Origin of the sequence: Shewanella xiamenensis, from assembly GCF_014647135.1 — a bacterium.
Taxonomy (GTDB): domain Bacteria; phylum Pseudomonadota; class Gammaproteobacteria; order Enterobacterales; family Shewanellaceae; genus Shewanella; species Shewanella xiamenensis.
The window spans coordinates 25,739-47,013 of record NZ_BMOP01000002.1 but is presented as its reverse complement, the minus strand read 5'-3'; the positions used below and the strand labels follow the sequence as shown (position 1 = coordinate 47,013).

Genomic DNA, 21,275 nt, shown 5'->3' with positions numbered 1-21,275 from the left:
CTTTGTTCTAGGCAAGAAAAAAGACGTCCTGAGACGTCTTCGTTCTTATATTTGGTGGAGGCGGCGGGACTTGAACCCGCGTCCAGAAAACCTACATCCAAGGCGCTACATGCTTAGTCTTTCTATTGTTTAACCGTTTGAACTCCGAAAGACAGGATCCCAAACGGTGAGTCCGGTACTGTTTCGCGGTTCACCCCCGGACAGGGTTCCCTCGCTAGCACGATGTGAGATGACCATCAAATCCACTGCCCATGTGCGAAGCGTGTGGTAGATGGCTAGCGGCATTAAGCGGCTAGAGCGTAGTTATCGTCGTTTGCAACTATAACTTTGCGGCTTTTAACGAGGCCAACCGCCCCTCGGCATGCTCCCAGGGTTTCGTGAATCCTGTCGAATCCAGAATCGCCCCCAAGAAAGTTGATTGTAACTCGTAGCGTAAAGATAACCTAGTATCATTTGCTGCAAGTTCAATCGTTTGTTCATTATCCGCGCGTTTTTTCCTTTTTCATTACGCGGGCTTTTTCGACTTCCCATTCGCGCGCTTTAGTATCTTCACGCTTGTCGTGATCTTTTTTACCTTTACCTAGGCCGATTTCCACTTTGACCCAAGCCCCTTTACGCCAGTACATGGAGATAGGGATAATCGAGTAGCCTTGGCGTTCCACTAAACCTGCTAATTTGTCCAACTCTTTACGACTTAACAGTAATTTTTTGAGTCGTATAGGATCGCACACCACATGGGTTGAAGCGGTGTTTAGCGGAATAATGGTACAGCCGTGCATAAAGGCTTCGCCATTTTTTAAGAAGACGTAGCAGTCCGATAGGTTCACTTTGCCCATGCGGATAGACTTCACTTCCCATCCCATGAGGGACAGGCCGGCTTCCATTTTTTCTTCGAAACGGTATTCGAAGGTTGCGCGCTTATTACGTGCGATTGTCGCAGGCGCGGCTTTTTTTGAGTTTTTCTTTACCATAGTGGCGCCATTATACGCACGGTGAATCAATTTGAAATGGATATAAGGGTTTATTTGAGCTATTTCAAGCCCTCATTAGTTTGTTGCTGGTTTTTTATACGGTTTTTGCTGTGTCATCAGAGGGATGTGTGAGGGGTGCGTTTTTTAAGTATCGTGGTAGAATCCAAACCAATTTTGTTAGCTTCCCTAGAGATTAGGGCGCGCGGAGTTCACTTGAGACAGCGTGTTTCCTTAGATTGAGAGTGCCAAGCCCTATGCCGCAGATTTCTCGAAGTGTGTTAGTTCGTTTTAGTGCGATGCAAATGTATGATTTAGTCAATGATGTTGAGTCGTACAAAGAGTTTTTACCCGGTTGTGTTGGCGGTAAAGTGCTTGAGTTTGATGGTAAAACCATGGTGGCCTCGGTCGATGTGAGTAAGGCGGGGATCCGTAAGACCTTTACCACGCGCAATCAGGTGGTGCCGGGAAAGAGTATCGAGTTAAGACTTGAAAATGGGCCTTTTAAACACTTATTCGGCCAGTGGCGTTTTACCGAGTTGACTGAAGATGCCTGTAAGGTGGAGTTCGATTTAAATTTCGAGTTTTCCAGCTCATTGGTCGATATGGCTTTTGGTAAAGTGTTTAATGATCTTATGGTGTCAATGGTGACGGCATTTACCAGCCGCGCTAAGGTAATTTACAGTGACAAATGAAGCAGATAAGTTCGTCGTCGATGTTATTTATGCGCTGCCGACTCAGCAGAAGGTGATTTCGGTTAGCGTATTGCCCGGCACGAGCGCGATTGACATAGTGCGTCAGAGCAATATGGTGAGTTTTTTCCCTGAGATTGATTTAGAAACGGTTAAGCTTGGGGTGTTTAGCAATGTGATTAAGCATGACCAAGTGATTTTACCTGGGCAGCGAGTGGAGATTTATCGCCCGTTGATTGCCGATCCTAAGGATGTGCGCCGTCGCCGTGCCGATAAGGCCAAGGATGAAGGTCGTGCCAATAAAGTGACCGGTGGACGGGTGTCTTAATCTGTCTGCAACACCAGCACACAAAAAAAGCGCCATGGGCGCTTTTTGTTTTTAAGGCAAGTGTTAAACCAGTGTGCTTACTTGATTGGCTTTTGAACTTGCGCTTCGGTTTGGTTTTCTTTCACTAATGGCTTTTCGTCAGGGCGCTGTGCTGGCACCTGTGGCGCAGATTCTGCGGTGTTTACCATCGGCAACTTACTTTGCTCAAGCGGCGTATTAAACTCTGGGCTTAATTCATAGTCGCCCTTCACTAAGCTTAATTTGTTACCCGTAAAGTGCAGGATCAGTTCTTTGTGGGTAATGCTCGCATCACGGCCACTCTTATAGTGGTACACATAATACCAAGTGTCATCGGCAAAGCTGTCGCGCAATACTGGGCGACCAAGAATGTATTCGGCCTGCTCTTTGGTCATGTCGATACGCAACTTTTCAACCTGTTGCGGCTCCATGTAGTTGCCTTGCGGAATATCGGGCTTATAGATCAGCCAATCAAACACGCTACAGGCACTGAGCGAAACTGAGAGCGCAATGGCACTCAGCAGGGTAAGACTTTGCTTTTTATTGATCATTGTATGCGCTACTTCTGAAAATCTGGCGGCCATCATACCCAAGCACTCCCCCTTATGACAAGGGTAATTGGGCGTTGCGGCGCTTATCGTTGCAATTGTGTGAGTTTTCGACCTAAGCGGTTGGCTTTAGTTCGCTGTGTGTGAAGATTTTTATAATGGGCGCTGATTTACGGTGATTGTTACCTGTATCGCTTTTTATTTTATATGTACCGTGTAGGGCGGTAATTAGGTCAGAAAATTTTACCAAATAGAGTATTGTGTTGTGGCATTGTTAACTAAAGATGGGTAGAGTTGTGAAGGTTTTTTGTGTTGATGATTTCAGCGATGATATTGGTTTTAGAGAGCGTTATTTCAGCGCTTGAATTTATGTATTAATCCGCCGAGATCGCCTTTTTAGGAGAGACCATTGGGATCACTCGTTTGTGTGGGTACGGGGTTACAGCTCGCGGGGCAAATTAGCATATTAAGCCGCAGCTATATTGAACATGCCGATATTGTATTTTCACTCTTACCCGACGGTTTTTCGCAGCGTTGGCTGACGAAGCTCAATCCCAATGTCATCAATTTGCAGCCGTTTTATGCGCAAAATGGTGAAGTTAAAAATCGCCGAGACACCTACGAGCAAATGGTCAATGCCATTCTAGATGCGGTGAGAGCGGGTAAAAAAACCGTGTGTGCACTCTATGGTCATCCGGGCGTGTTTGCCTGTGTATCCCATATGGCTATCACTCGCGCCAAGGCAGAAGGGTTTTCAGCCAAGATGGAGCCGGGGATTTCGGCCGAAGCTTGCCTGTGGGCCGACTTAGGGATTGACCCTGGCAACTCCGGGCATCAAAGCTTTGAAGCTAGCCAGTTTATGTTTTTCAACCATGTGCCGGATCCCACCACCCACTTATTACTCTGGCAAATCGCGATTGCGGGCGAACATACCTTAACCCAATTTCATACCTCGAGTGATAGGTTGCAGATCCTCGTGGAGCAGTTAAATCAATGGTACCCGCTCGAGCATGAGGTGGTCATCTACGAAGCGGCTAATTTGCCAATCCAAGCCCCGCGTATCGAGCGTTTACCTTTAGCGAATTTACCCCAAGCACACTTAACACCGATTAGTACGTTGTTAATTCCGCCAGCAAAAAAGCTGGAGTACAACTATGCTATTTTGGCTAAGTTAGGGATCGGTCCCGAAGATTTGGGCTAAATTGGAGTGTGATATTGAGTCATTATTAACAATAAGGAGAAAACATGTTTGCATTATCGGATTTTTTTACCCTGTTAGGCCAAGATGCACAGTTAATGGAAGACTATAAACAGAATCCCGAGGCGGTGATGCGTGCCCACGGATTAACTGATGAAGAAATTAACGCTGTAATGACTGGGGATATGGAAAAGCTCAAAACGTTAAGTGGCGATAGTAACTATCAATCCTACCTTATTATTTCATGCGGTATTGGTGATTAATTGAAGTTTTTTAGTGTTTTCATGTCGGTAATCTTGTGCATATTCTGTATGCGCTTGATTGCTGCACCTATAAATTATGATGAAACACTGACTAAGATTGAAACATTACAACATTCTGATTTACCAGCTGCTATTAACCTACTCAAGGACGTTGAGTCTGAGTTTGGTTCTATGTCTCGCTTGCAGCAGGGACGAGTTTTGCTCTTTAAAGGCGCTGCTTCTATTTACTCAGGGCAATATCAAACTGCTATTGAGTTATTGGGCCAAGCAGAAGCCTTACTCAAAGACTCGGAAATGCTATTTTCTGCATATAGTTATGAGGCAACAGCCTATATTGCTCTTCGTCATTTCAATGATGCATTTATTGCAATGGGAAAGAGTCTAAGTTTAATCGAACGAATCGAGGACATAAATCTTAAGCGTGCCTCTTATTTACGTTTAGCGAGCTTGTATTCGGCTATGGGGATCTCAGAGGAGGTTGCTACATATGCCACTAAAGCGCTTGCGCTTGCCTCCCAAAGTGATGTTAAGGATATTTGTGGAGCCAAGCTTTATCTATCTGTACACCAATTAGAGATAGCATCGTATTCGCAAGCATTTGATGAATTTAAGTCTACTCGTAGTTATTGTGAATCCAGTGGTTACCCACTAATTGCGAATATTGCATTAAAAGGTATGGGAGAATCGAGTCTTAGATTGAATGAGCCACAGTCTGCTATCTCTTACTTACTAGATTCTCTAAAGGGGTATGAATCATTTAATTTTGAGCTGGAGATTAATAGCGTACATGAGTTGCTCAGTGAAGCTTATTTATTGTTGCAAGATTTTACGAAAGCTGAGTTACATGCTCAATATGTGATGAATCTTTTAGATGATTCTAGCAATACAGAGCTTAAGCACGGTGCATCAGGTGTACTCGCTAAGATTTATGCTCAAAAACAGCAATTTGAGCAAGCCTATGAATACTCCAGAAAAGAGCAACATTATAATCAACTGATTTTTGATGAGTCGAAGATGAAAACCCTTGCTTATCAAGCGGCTAAGTTTAATGCTGATGAGCAAACGCGTGAAATCAACTTGCTAAACAAAGAGCGCGAACTTTACATCGCTCAGCAAACGGTAAAAGAGCGCGAGTACACTAATATGCTGATGTTTATCACGATATTAGTGGGCGGGCTGTTTTTCCTCGCGATTTTGTTAGTCGTGGGCAATTTGCAAAAACGGCGTTTTATGCGTATGGCCAGAATGGATGCTTTGACGGGCGTGCTTAACCGTGGTGCAGGGCAAGACCTGGGTGAAAATCTGTTTGTGCAAGCCGCTGCCCGAGGGGGCGATTTTTGCGTGATTTTATTCGACTTAGATCATTTTAAACGGATTAATGATTCCTACGGCCATGGTACGGGTGACTGGGCGCTGAAAAAAGTCGTGGAAGTATTAAAACCCCATGTGCGCAATGGTGATGTGTTTGCCCGGATTGGCGGTGAGGAATTTGCACTATTCTTGCCTTACGCCAGTGAATCTAAGGGGATGGAAGTTGCCGAACAATGCCGAAGCCGAATTGAAGCCATTGATACGCATCTGTCGGGGCATAAATTTACTATCACCGCGAGCTTTGGGGTTAGCGGTATGACAACAGAAGACTTAAGCCTAGACCCTCTACTACACCGTGCCGATATGGCACTGTATGCCGCAAAATCGAATGGTCGTAACAGTGTATTCTGTTATGAGGACGCTTTAGCCTCCGATAAACGCGCCACCAATATTACCAGTCAGTTGGTAAGGCCGTAGGGGGTAGAGTTGTATTGTCTGTGTAACTGACTGTTTAGGTTAATGTAACGCGGTTTTCTTCTTTCGCTTTTTCGCTTATTTCTTGCGTTTTCTCGATGATTTTTAGGTCAATTTTTCACACTTTTTCCTGCCTAACTAGAGTATGATTGCCAGCGGTAGCCGAAGCTTTTTTGCTTAAGGCTATACCCTATTTTTGCCTTTCGTTAACGTTGTGGAGCCCTAATGGAAGAGTCGAGTCTGCTCACTTCTGTACTGTTATTTTTATTGGCCGCGGTGATTTTTGTACCCTTGGGCAAACGTTTTGGCGCAGGACCGATTCTGTCTTATCTCGCTGCTGGGGTGATTTTAGGGCCTGGCGGCATGGCGCTGGTGTCTGATCCCGCCGCCGTGCTGCATTTTGCCGAGCTTGGCGTGGTACTCATGTTGTTTGTGCTCGGGCTTGAACTCAATCCGAGCAAGTTATGGGAGCTGCGCAGCGCCATCTTTGGTCTCGGCAGTGGTCAGTTACTCCTTTCTTGGGCGGCAATTGGCGGTTTAGCTTGGGGATTTGGCTTATCCATTGAGGCAGCATTAGTGGTTGGCGCGGCGTTATCCTTGTCATCGACGGCTTTTGCGGTGCAGTTGATGAGCGAACATCGATTACTGACTACTCCGCTTGGCCGCGATGCCTTTGGGGTGTTGTTAATGCAAGATCTCGCCGTGATCCCCATGTTGCTATTAACCGCTTATCTTGCGCCTAATTCGGCCCAGATTGAGCACCATGCGGTGCCTTGGTATTGGACCTGTGTGGCCTTAGTTGGCTTTGTGTTAGTGGGCAAATATCTGTTGCCGCGGGTACTTAAGCTTGTCGCCAGCAGCGGGGTTCGTGAAGTGTTAACCGCCTTTGCATTATTGCTGGTGATGGGCAGCGCCGAATTGATGGAGTGGCTGGGGCTATCGGCGGGTATGGGGGCATTTTTAGCTGGGATTATGCTGGCGAACTCCAGCTACCGACATCAGCTCGAAACCGATATCGAGCCTTTTAAGGGCTTACTGCTTGGGCTGTTTTTTATGGCGGTCGGCATGAGTATGGATCTCAAGCTGTTTTTAACCGATCCCTTACTTATCCTCGCGATTTTGCTGGGCATGCTGCTGATTAAGACTCTCGTGCTAATGCTGCTAGGCCGTTTACGGCACCATACATGGCGCCCGAGTATTGCCCTAGGGCTTATCTTGGCAGAGGGCGGTGAGTTTGCCTTTGTGCTGTTATCGCAGGCGCAATTATCCAGCATAGTGGATGATAAAATCGCCCAAATCTTAGTGCTCGCCATCGGTTTATCCATGGCAGTCACACCGATGATTTTCACGCTTTTTAGAGCCACTAAACCTAAGGTGGTGGATACTCGTTTACCCGATACCATTAATGTGACTGAATCCGAGGTGGTCATTGCCGGATTTGGGCGGGTAGGGCAGATCACTGGGCGGATTTTAGCGTCATCGGGTATTCCATTTGTGGCGTTAGATAAGGATGCCAGCCATGTGGATGTGATCCGCAAATACGGTGGTGAGGTCTATTTTGGCGATGCCAGACGTTTAGATATGTTGATGTCGGCGGGGATTGCACGCTCGCGCCTGTTGCTGCTGGCTGTTGATAATGTTGAGGATTCGATTGAAATTGCCCAGCAGGTGAAAACCCATTTCCCCCATATCAATATCGTCGCTCGGGCGCGGGACCGTAACCATGCCTATCGATTAATGAGCCTTGGGGTGACCGATGTGTTCCGTGAAACCTTTGGTTCGGCTTTGTCTGCCAGTGAGAAGATTTTGCAGGGCTTAGGCTTATCACAGGTACAAGCCAATGAAAGGGTGAAGATTTTTGCCGAGCACGATAAAAAGCTGGTGATCGCCAGTGCTGCCCATCAGCATGATTTAGCAAAACTGATTGATTTATCCAATAAGGGTAAAGCTGAGCTGGAGTCGCTGATGCGTGGCGACCGGGAGAATGTCAGTTAAGCCTGCCAGCTAAAACAACAAGAGAGCCGATGGGCTCTCTTGTTGTTTATGGGCTTAAGGAAAACGCTTAGAAACTGTAGCTATATTGCAGTTTCACATTACGCTCTTCGCCTGGCATGCCGCCGAGGAACATGGCTTTGCTGTAATAGTCTTTATTGAATAGGTTGTTGATATTCAATTGTAACTTCCAGGAGTCGGTGGCATAGCTGATGGCAGAATCCACTAAGGTGTAGCTAGGCACATAACCATCTGGGATACCAAATGAGCTTGAGTGCGTGCTTCTATCATCCACATACTTGGCGCCTAAACTCAGCTCAATTGGGCTGGATAAGGCAAACCAGTCTGCACCATAGGTTACCCAAGCACTGGCGGTAACATAGGGTACACCTTTTTGGCGGGTGTCGTAGTTGGCTTTGTCATTCGGGTTTTGTTTATCCCTCGCATCCTGATACATGCCGTTGAGGTTGATGCGCCAGTTATCGTTTAAGTGGGCATTGAGATCCAACTCGACCCCTTTGGTATCTTCGCTACCATCGTAAAAGTACACGGGCACCTCGGCACCTGACACGCCAGCGTTATAGTCTGGGTTGTTGTAAGGCACATTAGTGCGTGAGCTTTTAAAGAACACCAGTGATGCCAACATTTGATCATCAAAGGCTTTAAAGCGCATACCGAGATCGTTACTGACGGATTCTGAGTCTTCGCGGTCGGTATTTTCCCCAGTGATTGAGCCTAAGATGCTATAGGCGGTGCGGCCCTTTGAGTGATTAACGAAAAACGATAAATCATCAATGGGCATATAAGTTAAGCCCAAGTTGTAGGTCACACCGTTATCTTTACTATCTTCCTCAGGGGTCGGGCTCGCTTGACTTGCGCTGTAGCGCTCATCCACACCTAGGTGCTCATAGCTCTGTTTGATTTCGTTAAAGGCCACGCCAACACGGGTGGTAAAGCCATAACCTAAATAACCCACATGTTGCACGCCTAAGCCCCAAGCGCTGACTTTTTTGTTGTAGTTGGCGGTTTTGAGTGGATCGTAGTCGGCAAATTTACCCGTTCCCCAGTTTGGATTACGGATATCGTAAATATAGGGTAGCGAACCACGGTAAATCACTTCGCCTTGTTTGTTTTTAATGACTTGATCTGCATCGTAAATTGAGAATTGCTCGAGGCGAATATCGCGGTCTTCGTAGTTAGCGTTCACCAGTAATTCGTTGTCGATATTGCCGATTTGGAAGTCGTAACGTAGATCAGCAAAATACTGCCATGAGGTTTCTTCGGCATCGAGTTGGCGGTATTCCTGACGTCTGGCGGCAAAGGGATAGAGCACGCCATTTTCAACCAGTGGCGCGCGGGGATCCTGGTTAATCACATCAGTCGATACGCCACCAATCTTGATGTTTCGCTTCCAGTACACATAGTTGTAAGCCCCTGTTTGACGGGCAAAACCTGTGGTGTAGTCGCGATATTGCAACTGCTGATTGAGGAACAGATTATCGGTAAAGTAGATATTGTGGGTTAGCTTGAATCTTAATTCTTCACCTTCATTATCCTTTGCCATGGGAGAAATTAATCCCGCGTCACCAAAGGAATAGGGAGTTAAGCCATCACCACTTGCGAGTGATGCCGCCAATTGCTGACGCTGCTCGTCGGTTAGTTGTATGCCCAGCCCTTTAGGATCGTTTATCAAATCTTGCCAAGTGACTTCGCCCGCTGTTTTGCCGCCGACAGAATCGGCATTGTAGATACGGATTGGGTGGCCGATGGAGTCAACGGCAATGGCGTCTTTGATATACGCGCCGGATAGCATCAGATCTTGGCTATCACTTAATACCCACTTGAGTGAGCCGAACACTTCATCACGATCGGCGCCTAAATCACGGTAGCCTTCACTGCGGGCGGTTTTGGCAACTAAACGATAAGCAAGATCATCGGTAATTCCACCCGTGCTATCGATGGCTAGCGAGTAGGTATCCCACTGGCCAACTTCAGTGGTGAATTTGTGTTTGGACTCAAATTGCGGTTTCTTTTCAATCAGGTTGATCACACCGCCCGCGCTGCCCATACCGTAGAGTCCTGTTGCTGGGCCTTTTAAGACCTCAACGGATTCCACATTGGTTAAAGAGCGAGTGGGGTTAAAGGTGTTACCAAGGCCAGCTCCGCCATACATGCCGTCATAGGTGTAGTTTGCACCGAGGCCGCGAATCACTAAGTTATCCCCAATGCCATAGTTATTGCCTGCTTGAGTCACCCCGCTGATATTACGAATTAAGTCTTGAAGATTGTCGACTCCTTGGCTGTTAATCAGCTCTTGGTCAACGATAACTACCGCCGCAGGGGTTTCCATCAAGGACATATCTGACTTAGTCGCAAGCCCAGAGTTTTTCACTACGGAGTTTTGTCTGCCGTAGACCGTTATGCGTTCGATGTTTTCATCGCGAGCAGAAGGTGTGTCATCGGCAAAAGCGGTATGTGGTAAAGCACTGAGGCAGGCGAGTGCAATAAGTGATAAACGAAATATAGGTTGTGATACTGACATATAAAGTTCCCCCAAACAGAATGGTCGCGAATGATAATGATTTTCATAACCATTGCAACCTTTGATTGATAGGTCTTGGGAGTTAAATGTTTGTCATCTTTACGTATGATTAACGGTTTGTGGATTAATCCTGCGGTGAGTTTTGCCGCCACTAGGCGCGCAACTTGAAGCAACTCTTAGTCAGATTTCTAATTTGTTTCATTTTTTTTATAAAAAAGTGATTTATTTTTTGGGTTAACCACATCGACTCGACTTTTTGATCGAGAAACATAACCCGTGATCCCTATCACTCTCATCCTATCCTGATGACTGTTTACGTAAACGTAATATTTAAACGAGTGTTTAAATTTATGTAGTGTTTCAATTTTGTTAACTTGTTGTTTTTGTTGGTTTTACTCGCTTTCCTTAAGGTGGAGTTCAAAACGCTGTCTGTTTTCTACTTAGGTCGAATAAGGTAAAAGTGGTGTATATATTAATTTTCATTATGTAATTTAATTACGTATAAAATTACAATGCACTTGAAGTGGTAAAGTTGTCAGACAAATTTCATCACTACCAAAATAGTAATTATCGCTTAAATATAAAATTATTTTAAATCAAATATTTATATTTGAAAAATCATTTTGGTCAGACCAATTTTGTCATGGTTTTTGGTCAATTTTTTTAGCTGTCATGACACTTTTGGATAGTTGCAAATACAAATGTTTGTCTGTAAGTTTTGGTTCTAAACGAACATTTGAATGTTTTGCGGTGAATGTTTGTACATGTTACCCATGTCTTTACTGGTAATGAGTCGTAAACGAGCAAGAGTTTTGCCTCTTGGGAGGGGGAGAAGATGACGGAACAAACTTTAAGTGAGCAGCAATTGAATTCGGCACAGAATAAGACCACTGCGAATGGCGCGCTGACCATAGTGGGAAATACTATCCCTGGCCAAGAAGTGATTTTTACCGAAGGTGCGCTGGCGTTGCTTGAGTCACTTTGCCGGGAATTTGCAACTGAAGTGCCCACCTTACTCGCCAAACGTAAAGACAGACAGACGCGTATCGATAAAGGGGCTTTGCCAGACTTTTTACCTGAAACTCGCGCTATTCGTGACGGCGCATGGAAGATCCGCGGTATTCCGAACGACCTACTTGACCGCCGTGTCGAAATCACCGGTCCCGTTGAACGTAAGATGGTGATCAATGCACTTAATGCCAATGCCAAAGTGTTTATGGCGGATTTTGAAGACTCTTTAGCACCAAGCTGGCAGAAGGTGGTTGAAGGTCAGATTAACCTGCGTGATGCCGTGCGCGGTGAAATTGAATACACAGCGCCTGAAACCGGTAAACACTATAAATTAGGCCCAAATCCTGCGGTATTGATCTGCCGCGTACGTGGCCTGCACTTAAAAGAGAAGCATGTTGAATTTAACCAGCAGTCCATTCCTGGCGCGTTATTCGACTTTGCGATGTACTTTTACCATAACTATCGCCAATTGCTGGCGAAGGGCAGTGGTCCTTACTTCTATATTCCTAAACTCGAGAGCCATATTGAAGCGCGTTGGTGGGCAAAAGTGTTTGCTTTTGTTGAAGAAAGATTTTGCCTACAGCCTGGCACAATCAAATGTACTTGTTTGATTGAGACCTTACCCGCGGTGTTTGAAATGGACGAAATTCTCTATGAATTACGTTCAAACATCGTCGCACTAAACTGTGGTCGTTGGGACTATATCTTTAGTTATATCAAAACATTAAAGCGCCATAGCGACCGCGTGTTACCTGACCGCCAAGCGGTGACTATGGATACGCCTTTCTTAAGTGCCTATTCAAGACTGCTGATCAAAACCTGCCATAAACGTGGCGCACTGGCGATGGGAGGTATGGCGGCCTTTATTCCGGCGAAGGATCCTGTACAGAACGAAGCCGTGTTGCAACGGGTGCGTAAGGACAAAGAGCTTGAGGCTCGCAATGGACACGATGGTACTTGGGTCGCTCACCCTGGTCTTGCGGATACGGCGATGGGGATTTTTAACGAATATATCGGCCAAGATCATCAAAACCAATTGCATATCACCCGTGATGTGGATGCACCGATTCTCGCCGCTGAGTTATTAAAGCCCTGTGATGGCGAGCGCACTGAGCAAGGGATGCGCCTGAATATTCGTATTGCTCTGCAATACCTTGAGGCGTGGATCAGTGGCAACGGTTGTGTGCCGATTTATGGATTAATGGAAGATGCGGCAACCGCTGAAATCTCCCGCGCCTCGATTTGGCAATGGATCCAACATGGCAAGTCACTCTCCAACGGCAAACCTGTCACGAAACAATTGTTTAAAGACATGCTGGTGGAAGAGTTAGCAAACGTGAAAAAAGAAGTGGGCAGTGACAGATTCACCCACGGCAAATTTACCCAAGCGGCGGTATTGCTTGAGGATATTACCACTTCGGATGAGTTGGTCGACTTCTTAACCTTACCCGGTTACGAGATGCTAACTGCTTAATTATAAATGCGTTAACACTTAATGCGTCCTATGGAATGCGTTATGGCGGTGAAACCGTCAATTAAACCAATGGGCAGGGTGACGCGGTGGGGCAGCGTCACTTGCTACAACATCATACAGAAAGGAGTGACACTATGACTAAGGCAACACAGACTTCACGTCAGGCGCAGATTGACGCGATCAAAAAAGATTGGGCAGAGAATCCACGTTGGAAAAATGTTCGTCGCCCATACACTGCAGAAGAAGTCGTGGCACTTCGTGGTTCAATTGTTCCAGAAAACACCATTGCCAAGCGTGGTGCAGCTAAATTGTGGGATCTCGTCAACGGTGGCGCAAAAAAAGGTTATGTGAACTCGTTAGGCGCACTGACTGGCGGCCAAGCGGTACAACAGGCTAAAGCGGGTATCGAAGCGATTTATCTGTCTGGTTGGCAAGTGGCTGCCGACGCTAACTTAGCGGGCACTATGTACCCAGATCAATCCTTATACCCAGCTAACTCAGTGCCTGCGGTCGTTTCACGCATTAATAACTCCTTCCGCCGTGCTGACCAAATCCAGTGGAGCAACGGGGTTAATCCGGAAGATGAAAACTTTGTCGATTATTTCCTACCCATTATTGCCGATGCTGAAGCCGGTTTTGGTGGCGTACTGAATGCGTTCGAGTTGATGAAGTCAATGATCGACGCAGGCGCCGCCGGTGTGCACTTTGAAGACCAATTAGCGTCAGTGAAAAAGTGCGGCCACATGGGCGGTAAAGTATTAGTGCCAACCCAAGAAGCTGTACAAAAACTGGTTGCAGCACGTCTGGCTGCCGACGTAAGCGGTGTTGAAACCTTAGTTATCGCTCGTACCGATGCGAACGCGGCGGATTTATTGACCTCTGATTGCGATCCGTACGATCGTGACTTTGTGACTGGCGAGCGTACCAATGAAGGTTTCTACCGCGTAAAAGCGGGTCTGGACCAAGCGATTTCTCGCGGTCTAGCCTACGCACCTTATGCGGATTTAATTTGGTGTGAAACCGCTAAGCCTGACTTAGAAGAAGCACGCCGCTTTGCTGAGGCAATCCATGCTCAGTACCCAGACCAATTGCTGGCCTACAACTGTTCACCTTCGTTCAACTGGAAGAAAAATCTGGACGATGCAACGATTGCCCGTTTCCAACAAGCACTATCAGACATGGGCTACAAGTACCAATTCATCACTTTAGCGGGTATCCACAACATGTGGTACAACATGTTTGACCTAGCTTACGATTACGCTCGTGGTGAAGGTATGAAGCATTATGTTGAGAAAGTTCAAGAAGTTGAGTTTGCGGCAGCGAAGAAAGGTTACACCTTCGTGGCGCATCAACAGGAAGTGGGCACAGGTTATTTCGACCAAGTGACTACGGTTATCCAAGGTGGTCATTCATCGGTGACTGCGTTGACTGGCTCGACTGAAGAAGAGCAGTTTTAAGCGAAGTCTGTTGTATCGCGAATAGGTTCTACCCGTAAGATGTTGTACCCGTAAACCCTGTGTTTAGCTGCATTGCAGCTGTTGTCCCCCGTGCAGTTCGCCTACATGTGCTGCACGGGTTTTTAAGTCAACTCTTGTGACTTAACTTCCCACCCAGTCAATACTTTGCTTGCCTGTGCTTGGCGACTCTCTGAGTCGCTATTTTTTTATCTAATTGATTATTCTGGTGCAACTCTGACTCGAGTTGGTGCAATTTTTTAACCGTTTTACAAAGACTTAATACTATCTCATTGTTATTCAATGGCTATTTATCTTGGCCTAAATAATGCTGTGAATTGGCCGTAAAACTTAGCATTCACAGTGAGGTCACCGTCATGAAATATTACAGTCGTCGTTTAGTCAAACCTGAACATTTAAATCCTGCAAATACCCTATTTGGCGGCCAGTTATTGAGTTGGATTGACGAGGAGGCGGCTATCTTTGCTGCATGCCAGATGAAAAGCACCAGCCATGTGACTAAGCTGATTTCTGAAATCAATTTTATGACGCCGGCGCGCCAAGGGGATGTGTTGGAATTTGGCTTGGAGCTTGTCAGCCTCGGGCACAGTTCCATTACGGTCAGTTGCCAAGTGCGTAATAAGATGACGCAGGCGCCTGTGGTGAGTATCGATAAGATGGTGTTTGTAAATGTGAATGCGCAGGGATTACCGGTTCCCCATGGTATTCGTGCTAATGCGGCCTAAGGATTGAGCCCCGATAAAGCAGAGTGACGCACGGGCGTCACTCTGAGTCTTTAGTAAGATCTTCTTTGACCGATTTCACTGCATCTCTTGAAGCATGACCAATGGCTTTGGTGGTGTCGCGGGTGGCATGACCAATCTCTTTAGTGACATCCTTAGTGGTGGTGCCGATAGCACGCCCCGCATCCTTTAAATCGGCGCAGGCCGTGGTGACAAGTAGCAATGGCAGTATGAGGAGTGTAGCTTTTTTCATGGTTATTCATCCTGAAAACTAACGGTTGCCTCGCAAGATACCAAATAGTTACGCAAAACGCCTTAATAATCTTGCTAATGCAATTTGAGATGGGGATGAATAATGCGACTAATACCTTTAGCAAACATTAAAAGGCTGCCTTTTACCACACCGTGCAGTTCAATTAAATGTCGCCGATAGAGAGAAGTGTAAACAAAGCGAGCGATTTTACCTTCGACCATCACTCCACCGCCGATAAATGACAGCAAGTTGCCCACAGTATGAAACTTCGACAAGTTAACAAGCGACCCAAGATCTTTATAAACATACTGATGACGGGCGTCTTGTCCTGCAAGCAGTAGCATAATATTGTCGGCCGTCATGAGTGCCATTTGTCGTGCAGATTGCCCCCTTGGTGGAACAAAAGTACCGTTGGGTTGTGGGCAAGCAGCACAGTCACCAATTGCAAAAATATGCGGATCGCGGCTGGTTTGCATATTCTGTTTTACCACCAACTGGTTAATATGGTTGGTTTCTAGTCCACCAATTTCCTTCAGAAAATCCGGTGCCTTTACCCCTGTAGACCAGATCACTAAATCGGCGGGGATCATCTGCCCATCTGTTGTGGTCAACCCCGTTTCATCCACCTGATTAATGCGTGTTTCAGTCATGACCTTAACGCCGAGCGCGGCTAATTCTTTGGTCACTGAATCTGAAATTTCGCGCTTTTCTACTTTAGGTAAAATCCGTTTATCAGCTTCAATGAGGGTGACCTCCAAAAGACGTGAATCGATGTTATAGCCAAACCCGCGCAGCTGATCCACGGCATGGTGCATTTCCGCAGACATTTCTACTCCAGTGGCCCCTGCACCTACAACAGCAATTTTAATTTTATCGGCCAGCAGGCTATGGCTGGCATAACGGAGAAACTTATTCAGCAAAATTTTGCGGATTGCCATTGCTTGCTCTGTATTATCAAGAAATTGGCAATGTTCACGTACGCCTGGAATGTTAAAGTCATTAGCGATGCTGCCAATGGCGACCACTAAATAGTCATAATCAATATGACGAGATGGGAGTAGTACATCACCTTTATCATCACAAATCGCTGACAGCACTACTTGTTTGTTTTGTCTATCGATATCCGTCATAGCGCCCTGCTGAAAATGGTAACCATGGGCGGCTGCATGGCTTCGATAGCTTAAAGCGTCGATACCGACATCGAGTGCGCCAGTCGCAACCTCATGCAGTAGTGGCTTCCAAATATGGCTTTCAGCACAATCGATTAACGTTATCTTTGCTTTTCCTTTGCGCCCCAGTTTGTGGCCTAATTTAGTCGCAATCTCCATCCCGCCAGCACCACCACCCACGATAACAATGTTTGCTATAGCCATGCCGCTTATTCCTATTCGTTGTGTCGTTAGATTGTGCAGAGGGTAAGGTTGTGAAACAAAATATTAACCTTAGCTTTATGTCTCAAGCAATGAGGCCATATGTTGGGAAGTGAGTCAGGAATAATGATTATTTATTGATTTTATTAGTCTTATTTTTTTATGGGGGTTGAGTGTATGATTATGCTGATCGCAAATTGTGATGTGTGTCGTGTCACTTTTTGGTGAAATGTGCGCTGGCTCACCTGCTTGTGTCGGGAGAGTTCTTTTAACTGAAACGCTTTATGCCGCTTGTGAGCACCATCGTCATCAGTTAACTAAATCCTAGGGCGCATTGATGTATCGAGATTACATTTCATTCCGACAAGCTAGTGCTCGCGAAACGAAGAATAATGCGTAGTTATTCTACTCAAATGACATGCGGCTCTTAATGACAGAAAGTAAGAGCAAGTGCTTGTCTGACGAACTCTTCGGGCAGCGTTTCTGCTGCGTTATTGTCCGTTTATGTAGGATGACTACAAGCACGGATTTTGCCTTGTATAAACACTGGCCAAATTGCTCCAAAAACTGAAACGTCAACACGCCCTAGGCATGAGATCACAATTGCTTGCTGCAGCTTTGACTAAAGTACTTAACAAAAAGGCCAAACGTTGGTTTGGCCTTTGGGATAATTGGGCATTTGACGCTACATGCCCACGGCGAATGGTGTTCTATGCCTGTTCTAGCTTGGCTAAACGTTGCTGATAGTCTTGGATTAGGTGCTGCATAATTTCTTCAGGAGCGGCCTTGTCGCAACAGGTATCGAGGAAAATTTTAAAGGTGACGAGCGCATGACCATCATTTTTAAGTCTATCGCTTTGCATCGAAAAATAGGCTTCTTCATTTTCGGCTTTGCGGACGACAAACTTACTGGTTTCAAAGGATTTAGTGCCTGAGAGTTCATGCCATTTGGTGATACGGTTTAATGCAATTTCACTCGATTGGTTTAATTCAATGTGGTTTAACCAACTTGCGGTATGTTCGGGATCTTTGTAATGCGGACATCTAACTGTGTAGTTATATACATGAGTAATTGCTGTCATAGCGTACCTACCTGTAGAGGATGTTGCTGCCATCATAGGCATCGTTTTTGAATTCGGTCAATCATTAATTACGCTGATACCGTCCTAGATAAATCACCGTTTTTACAAGTGTTTTTATATAAAAATGAGCGAGTTAATTTATTTGCCATAGCTGTTATTTAGCATGAGTTTTTAACGAATAACTTTGGGCTATCTCTCAGTTTTGCATTCAAATTCGTTTTTGCTTAACTACTGCGCAATAAAGCACCAATTAATGATAGGTATAAAAATGTTTTGATGAGTATGCTATTTAACATTAGCAAAATATGAGGGAAGTGCATGGTTGATGAGGGCTTGAATGGACAGAGGCCCGTTCCTTAAAACGGGCCTCTCAGCTGGCTTCATCTTTTGCAGGGAAAAAGCGAACTGGAGCCAGTCTAGCGGATTTGTAACAGCATGTAACCCACCAAGATCACGTTTTTGCGCTATTTGATGGAATTTTCGATCTGCGCGATCTCAATTGCCGAAGATTAAGACGTTACGGCGGTTTTTGCTGTGATCATGTGGTGTTAAAGGTGTCTTTGATGCATAAAAAGAAAGGCCCAAACAAGGGAACTTGTTTAGGCCGATTCTATGTCGTTAGCTTGCGCTAGCCGAACAACATCCTGTCAATTGGCGCGCTGATAAGCGTTAGAGCTTGTATGACTTATAACGCATTCGTGAAGATCTGGCAGATCTCTTCATGGGTTGCCTGTTTAGGGTTAGTGAAACCACAGGCATCCTTCAAGGCGTTTTCAGCCAGCGTTGGAATATCTTCTGCTTTAACCCCGAGTAACGTCAGGTTTTCTGGAATATTTACCGCAACGGATAGGGCTTTAATCGCGGTGATTGCAGCCGCAGCACCTTGCTCATCCGTCATATTGGCAACATCGACACCCATCGCTTTGGCGATATCTTTTAAGCGATGCGGTACCACTTTAGCGTTGTATTCTTGCACATGGGGTAATAAGAGGGCGTTACACACACCGTGGGGCAGATCGTAGAAACCGCCTAATTGGTGTGCCATGGCATGCACATAACCTAAGCTGGCGTTGTTAAAGGCCATACCCGCTAAGAATTGCGCATAGGCCATTTGCTCACGGGCCTCGATATCTTGGCCTTGTTTTACCGCATTCACTAAGTTGCCCTGGATAAGCTCAATGGCCTTAATGGCGCAGGCATCGGTAATTGGGTTCGCTGCGATAGACACATAGGCTTCAACCGCGTGGGTCAGCGCGTCCATGCCCGTTGCAGCAGTGAGGCTTGCTGGTTTTTTCAGCATCAGCTCTGGGTCATTCACAGACAGTAATGGGGTGGTGTGTTTATCGACAATTGCCATTTTGATATGGCGAGCTTCGTCAGTGATGATACAAAAACGGGTCATTTCACTGGCGGTGCCGGCGGTGGTGTTAATGGCTACTAATGGCAGTTGTGGCTTAGCGGATTGGTCTAAGCCTTCGTAGTCTTTGATGCTGCCGCCGTTGGTTGCCACAAGAGCGATACCTTTAGCGCAATCGTGTGGTGAGCCGCCACCGAGTGAAATCACAAAATCGCATTGATTGGCTTTTAACAGCGCAAGACCCGCTTCAACGTTCCCAACGGTTGGGTTAGGTTGTACGCCATCAAACACGGTTGAGGTAATACCATTTTGGCCGAGTTTTTCGACAACTTCACCGACTAGGCCAATATTAACTAAAGGTTTATCCGTCACAATTAGCGCGTGTTTAAAGCCTAAGGTTTTGATATCACCAATAGCATCATCTACTGCGCCTTTGCCTAATACGTTGACGGAAGGAATAAAAAATTTAGCAGCCATATATCCACCTATTTGCTTGTATATTAAATTTGTTTCTTTCTGGTGACCAAACTACCAATTAAGGGGTAGCCAAGTTGTGATCTAGATCGGTTTAGATAGATTCCTGAGGTGAAATTCGCACTAAAGTTGGAACTAGATAACTAAATAATGAATTTTTATGACAGAGATTAAGGGCTGCATACGCTATGTTTTTTAACGTTTTTTTCAGCTTTTGCTTGTTTAGTTAAACTCAGATTATTACGCGATAAAATTGCCCGCCAAGGTGAGTTGTGGTTGAGTTTCTGGTAAGGTGCGGCCGTTGAGTTGATGAGGAGTATGTGAAGTACGATGGAAAAATATGAACAACTGCTGATTTCACTGCGCCGCGTGATCCGCGCTATCGACATTCATTCGCGGCAACTCAATAAGCATTCCGGCTTGACGGGACCACAGTTGATGGTGATGCAGAAGATTGCCCAACTCGGCGCTCCCTTAGCCAAGCAGGTGGCCGAAGAAATCACCCTCAGCCCAGCCACTGTGACAACAATTATTGATAGGCTCGAAGGGCGGGGATTAGTGATCCGCAAACGCAGCGAGTCCGATAAGCGTAAAGTCCATTTGTATTTAAGTGATGCGGGGCGTGCACTTTTAGAGGCGTCTCCTAAACCACTTCAGGAACACTTTATTAAGCAATATCAAAATCTTGAAGAGTGGGAGCAGAGTCAGCTACTCTCATCGGTGGAGCGAATTGCGGCCATGATGGACGCCGATAAAATCGACGCAGCACCTATGCTGTTGGTGGGTAAAATTCAAGGGGATGAATAATCTCCTTGGGCCGAGAATAATAAAAAGCACTGATAAATCAGTGCTTTTTATTTAACCCCGAGTATTTATCAAGCTTTGGGGCAGTTGGTTTCTGTCACACTATTAATCAAAATCTCAGTCACTGGTGTGTCGTTAAAACCGTTGCTGGTTTTGGTCGGCACAATGCTTATCTGATCGACCACATCCATCCCTTCGATGACTTTACCAAACACAGCATAACCATAGCTGCTTGCCGAAGCATCGAGCTGCGGATTATCTAACACATTGATAAAGAACTGTGATGTTGCTGAGTCTGACACTGTGGTACGCGCCATCGCGATTGTGCCACGTTTGTTGCTGATGCCGACGGCGGCCTCGTTTTTAATCGGCGAGCTCGTTGGCTTGCTCTGTAATCCCGTGGTGAAACCGCCGCCTTGGATCATAAAGTTATTAATGGTTCTGTGGAATAAGGTGCCGTTATAGAAGGACTTATCGACATACTGTTTAAAGTTCTTGCCCGTGATGGGCATATGGGTGAGGTCGATGGCTAAGGTTAAATCCCCCTTTGTGGTACTCATTAAATAACAGACATCGGCACTTAAGCTCGGTGGAGTTGGGTCGGGTTTGGGGATATTGGGAGTGAGATCATCTTCGCCACCGCCGCAGGCACTGAGGACCATGCTCAAACTGCTGGCGAGTAAAAGTCCCGTGATTCTTTTCATATCAATTTCCTTATTTTTGCGTTGTTCGCCACGCCTTTGCCTGCTTGGATAATGTAAGCGGGCATGGGTAAATGTTGCGATTAAGTGTTGTTTTTGTTTTGTGCGCGCATAGTGACAGAGCGATGAAGGGAATTTCAAGATGAAAAATGTAATTGATACAAAGTGTTGCAGCTAGTTGCCAATCTAATCACCCCCGTGCCAGAGAGGCATTCAAC

General features: G+C 45.9%; 18 protein-coding genes and 1 other RNA gene. 10 read left to right on the top strand and 9 right to left on the bottom strand.

Features of this window, described 5'->3' with window-relative positions; genetic code table 11:
- Positions 1-52 precede the first annotated feature (52 nt).
- Positions 53-407, bottom strand: a transfer-messenger RNA (tmRNA) gene (gene ssrA / locus IEY09_RS01825).
- Between the two features lie 72 nt (positions 408-479).
- Positions 480-971 (bottom strand): SsrA-binding protein SmpB, encoded by a 492-nt coding sequence (gene smpB / locus IEY09_RS01820; protein WP_011071661.1) that lies wholly within the window; start codon positions 969-971, stop codon positions 480-482.
- Positions 972-1,225: 254 nt separating this feature from the next.
- Here smpB and IEY09_RS01815 point away from each other — a divergent pair, with 254 nt between their 5' ends.
- A complete protein-coding gene (locus IEY09_RS01815; protein ID WP_011623526.1) occupies positions 1,226-1,663 on the top strand; it encodes a type II toxin-antitoxin system RatA family toxin in 438 nt (145 codons plus the stop codon).
- Positions 1,653-1,988, top strand: a complete 336-nt coding sequence (locus IEY09_RS01810; RefSeq protein WP_037415988.1) for an RnfH family protein — start codon at positions 1,653-1,655, stop codon at positions 1,986-1,988. The genes IEY09_RS01815 and IEY09_RS01810 overlap by 11 nt, the downstream gene beginning before the upstream one ends.
- A 77-nt stretch (positions 1,989-2,065) precedes the next feature.
- On the opposite strand, the gene IEY09_RS01805 is transcribed toward IEY09_RS01810, so the two are convergent.
- Positions 2,066-2,557 (bottom strand): outer membrane protein assembly factor BamE, encoded by a 492-nt coding sequence (locus tag IEY09_RS01805; RefSeq protein WP_037416135.1) that lies wholly within the window; start codon positions 2,555-2,557, stop codon positions 2,066-2,068.
- Between the two features lie 406 nt (positions 2,558-2,963).
- Between IEY09_RS01805 and IEY09_RS01800 the strand changes: the two genes are divergently transcribed.
- From IEY09_RS01800 to IEY09_RS01785, 4 genes are all read left to right on the top strand, one after another.
- Positions 2,964-3,755, top strand: a complete 792-nt coding sequence (locus IEY09_RS01800; protein WP_188869613.1) for an SAM-dependent methyltransferase — start codon at positions 2,964-2,966, stop codon at positions 3,753-3,755.
- 44 nt (positions 3,756-3,799) lie between these two features.
- Complete coding sequence (locus IEY09_RS01795; RefSeq protein ID WP_188869611.1) at positions 3,800-4,015, top strand: hypothetical protein; 216 nt, start codon at positions 3,800-3,802, stop codon at positions 4,013-4,015.
- A 48-nt stretch (positions 4,016-4,063) separates the two neighbouring features.
- Positions 4,064-5,803 (top strand): tetratricopeptide repeat-containing diguanylate cyclase, encoded by a 1,740-nt coding sequence (locus IEY09_RS01790; protein ID WP_188869803.1) that lies wholly within the window; start codon positions 4,064-4,066, stop codon positions 5,801-5,803.
- Between the two features lie 222 nt (positions 5,804-6,025).
- Positions 6,026-7,795 carry a monovalent cation:proton antiporter-2 (CPA2) family protein gene (locus IEY09_RS01785; protein WP_037425544.1) on the top strand — a complete coding sequence of 590 codons (1,770 nt, stop codon included), beginning with the start codon at positions 6,026-6,028 and terminating at the stop codon, positions 7,793-7,795.
- Between the two features lie 67 nt (positions 7,796-7,862).
- On the opposite strand, the gene IEY09_RS01780 is transcribed toward IEY09_RS01785, so the two are convergent.
- Positions 7,863-10,334 carry a TonB-dependent receptor gene (locus IEY09_RS01780; RefSeq protein WP_188869609.1) on the bottom strand — a complete coding sequence of 824 codons (2,472 nt, stop codon included), beginning with the start codon at positions 10,332-10,334 and terminating at the stop codon, positions 7,863-7,865.
- Positions 10,335-11,169: 835 nt separating this feature from the next.
- On the opposite strand from IEY09_RS01780, the gene aceB reads away from it, so the two are divergent.
- From aceB to IEY09_RS01765, 3 genes are all read left to right on the top strand, one after another.
- Positions 11,170-12,819 (top strand): malate synthase A, encoded by a 1,650-nt coding sequence (gene aceB, locus IEY09_RS01775; RefSeq protein WP_188869608.1) that lies wholly within the window; start codon positions 11,170-11,172, stop codon positions 12,817-12,819.
- A gap of 134 nt (positions 12,820-12,953) precedes the next feature.
- Complete coding sequence (aceA, locus tag IEY09_RS01770) at positions 12,954-14,276, top strand: isocitrate lyase (protein WP_037425548.1); 1,323 nt, start codon at positions 12,954-12,956, stop codon at positions 14,274-14,276.
- A 374-nt stretch (positions 14,277-14,650) separates the two neighbouring features.
- Positions 14,651-15,019 carry an acyl-CoA thioesterase gene (locus tag IEY09_RS01765; RefSeq protein WP_007646510.1) on the top strand — a complete coding sequence of 123 codons (369 nt, stop codon included), beginning with the start codon at positions 14,651-14,653 and terminating at the stop codon, positions 15,017-15,019.
- Between the two features lie 37 nt (positions 15,020-15,056).
- On the opposite strand, the gene IEY09_RS01760 is transcribed toward IEY09_RS01765, so the two are convergent.
- The 4 genes from IEY09_RS01760 to yiaY all read right to left on the bottom strand — a co-directional run bounded on the left by IEY09_RS01760 (position 15,057) and on the right by yiaY (position 19,555).
- Positions 15,057-15,269 (bottom strand): hypothetical protein, encoded by a 213-nt coding sequence (locus IEY09_RS01760; RefSeq protein WP_037425550.1) that lies wholly within the window; start codon positions 15,267-15,269, stop codon positions 15,057-15,059.
- A gap of 74 nt (positions 15,270-15,343) precedes the next feature.
- On the bottom strand, positions 15,344-16,642 hold the full coding sequence (locus tag IEY09_RS01755) for an NAD(P)/FAD-dependent oxidoreductase (RefSeq protein WP_037416017.1): 1,299 nt from the start codon (positions 16,640-16,642) through the stop codon (positions 15,344-15,346).
- Positions 16,643-17,349: 707 nt separating this feature from the next.
- Entirely contained in the window at positions 17,350-17,721 is a 372-nt protein-coding gene (locus IEY09_RS01750; RefSeq protein WP_037416019.1) for a hypothetical protein, read from the bottom strand.
- A 685-nt stretch (positions 17,722-18,406) separates the two neighbouring features.
- Positions 18,407-19,555 carry an L-threonine dehydrogenase gene (yiaY, locus tag IEY09_RS01745; protein ID WP_037416021.1) on the bottom strand — a complete coding sequence of 383 codons (1,149 nt, stop codon included), beginning with the start codon at positions 19,553-19,555 and terminating at the stop codon, positions 18,407-18,409.
- Between the two features lie 327 nt (positions 19,556-19,882).
- Between yiaY and IEY09_RS01740 the strand changes: the two genes are divergently transcribed.
- Entirely contained in the window at positions 19,883-20,359 is a 477-nt protein-coding gene (locus IEY09_RS01740; protein ID WP_037416024.1) for a MarR family winged helix-turn-helix transcriptional regulator, read from the top strand.
- Between the two features lie 68 nt (positions 20,360-20,427).
- On the opposite strand, the gene IEY09_RS01735 is transcribed toward IEY09_RS01740, so the two are convergent.
- On the bottom strand, positions 20,428-21,060 hold the full coding sequence (locus IEY09_RS01735; protein WP_037416025.1) for a peptidylprolyl isomerase: 633 nt from the start codon (positions 21,058-21,060) through the stop codon (positions 20,428-20,430).
- Positions 21,061-21,275: the final 215 nt, after the last annotated feature.